Origin of the sequence: Nitratidesulfovibrio oxamicus (assembly GCF_015731765.1) — a bacterium.
In the GTDB taxonomy this organism is placed as follows: Bacteria; Desulfobacterota; Desulfovibrionia; order Desulfovibrionales; family Desulfovibrionaceae; genus Cupidesulfovibrio; species Cupidesulfovibrio oxamicus.
The window spans coordinates 1-1416 of record NZ_VRYY01000542.1 but is presented as its reverse complement, the minus strand read 5'-3'; the positions used below and the strand labels follow the sequence as shown (position 1 = coordinate 1416).

Sequence of the window (1416 nt, the reverse complement as noted above, 5' to 3'; positions counted from 1 at the left end):
GGGCGTGGCCAGGCTGGCAGCGCGTGCGGCGGCGGCGCAGGCGCAGCCGCCATCGGTGGGCAGGGTGGCGCCGTAGGTGACACCGGCGGGGAACATGCGGGGAATGATGGACATGGTCGAAGCTCCTCGTGCTGTTGCAGCAGGACTCCGGCCTAGATGCGGCGGCCAATACGCGGGGTTCGGCGGCGCGCCCGGAGCTCCGGCCGCGTGGTTTTTCAGCGGGTGCCGCGCCCGGTGGCGACGGCGTGCGCGAACCTCCACGGCCCTGGGGTCAGGGACGCCACCATTGGTGGACCAGATGCGCGCAACGGCGCGGCCCCGCAGACAGCGGGAACGCGGGCGGCAGCAGGTCCGGCGACAGGGAGGGTGCGGTGCGCATGGAATGCTCATGCCGTGAACCGAAGCGGCTGTCAAGAATTGTATACAGTATGCGAAAGACGGAATCCGCGCTGACGGAACCGGACAATCAGGCGGCACAACAAGCCATTCCGGTTGCCTGCCACCGCCGGGCCTCGCCTGTCGGGTACGGGGGTGTTATCCATACAGCGACGCGCCACGCCCGGCGCGGGCCGTTCTGGCGGCCCGCCTGGTCAGTCTGACCCGCCTGGCCCGCCTGGCCCGCCTGGCCCATACGCCCCGTCCGCACAGTCATCCCACCCGTAACCCGACAACCTCATGGAGCCGCCATGTCGTCCGCATCCGCAAGCAATCCCGCCGCAGCCCCGGCTGCATCCATCACGGCACTCGTTCTCGTGGACATCCAGCGCGACTACTTTCCCGGCGGGCGCATGGCCCTGCCCGACGCGGAACACGCGTGCCGCCGCGCCGCGGAAGTACTGGCCCGCTGCCGCGCGGCGGCCATGCCGATCATCCATATCCGCCATGAAAGCATTCGCCCCGGCTCCACCTTTTTCCTGCCCGGCACGGAAGGGGCGGACATCCACCCGCTGGTGGCCCCGCTGCCCGGCGAAGCCGTGCTGACCAAGCACTTTCCCAACTCGTTCCGCGACACGGAACTGCTGGACCGCCTGCGCGCAATCGGCGTCACCGACCTCGTCGTGGTGGGCATGATGACCCACATGTGCATCGACACCACCGTGCGCGCCGCCTTCGACCTGGGCTTCCGCTGCCGTGTGGCTGGCGACGCCACGGCCTCGCCAGCGCTGGCGTACGGCGGCACGCAGGTGGATGCGGGCACGGTGCGCGCCACCTTTCTGGCTGCCCTGAACGGGGTGTTCGCAGAAGTGACCGACGCGGCGCAGCTGGCGGTGTAGCCGGGGTGTAACCGCCGGAAGGGCTGGCGGTGCAGTTGCGCGCGACGGGGTGGCGACGGGGTGACCTGCCGGACCGAGGAAGGCAGGAAGCGCCTTTCGTGCCGCGTCACGGCGGCGTGCGCGGGCCGCGAATGCGTCGCGG

At 70.6% G+C, this 1416-nt stretch carries 1 protein-coding gene; it reads left to right on the top strand.

Annotated elements, in window-relative coordinates:
* Positions 1 to 686: 686 nt before the first annotated feature.
* The gene (locus tag FVW20_RS15170; RefSeq protein ID WP_196610261.1) at positions 687 to 1274 is read left to right on the top strand and encodes a cysteine hydrolase family protein; all 588 of its coding nucleotides are present in this window, start codon (positions 687 to 689) and stop codon (positions 1272 to 1274) included.
* Positions 1275 to 1416 lie beyond the last annotated feature (142 nt).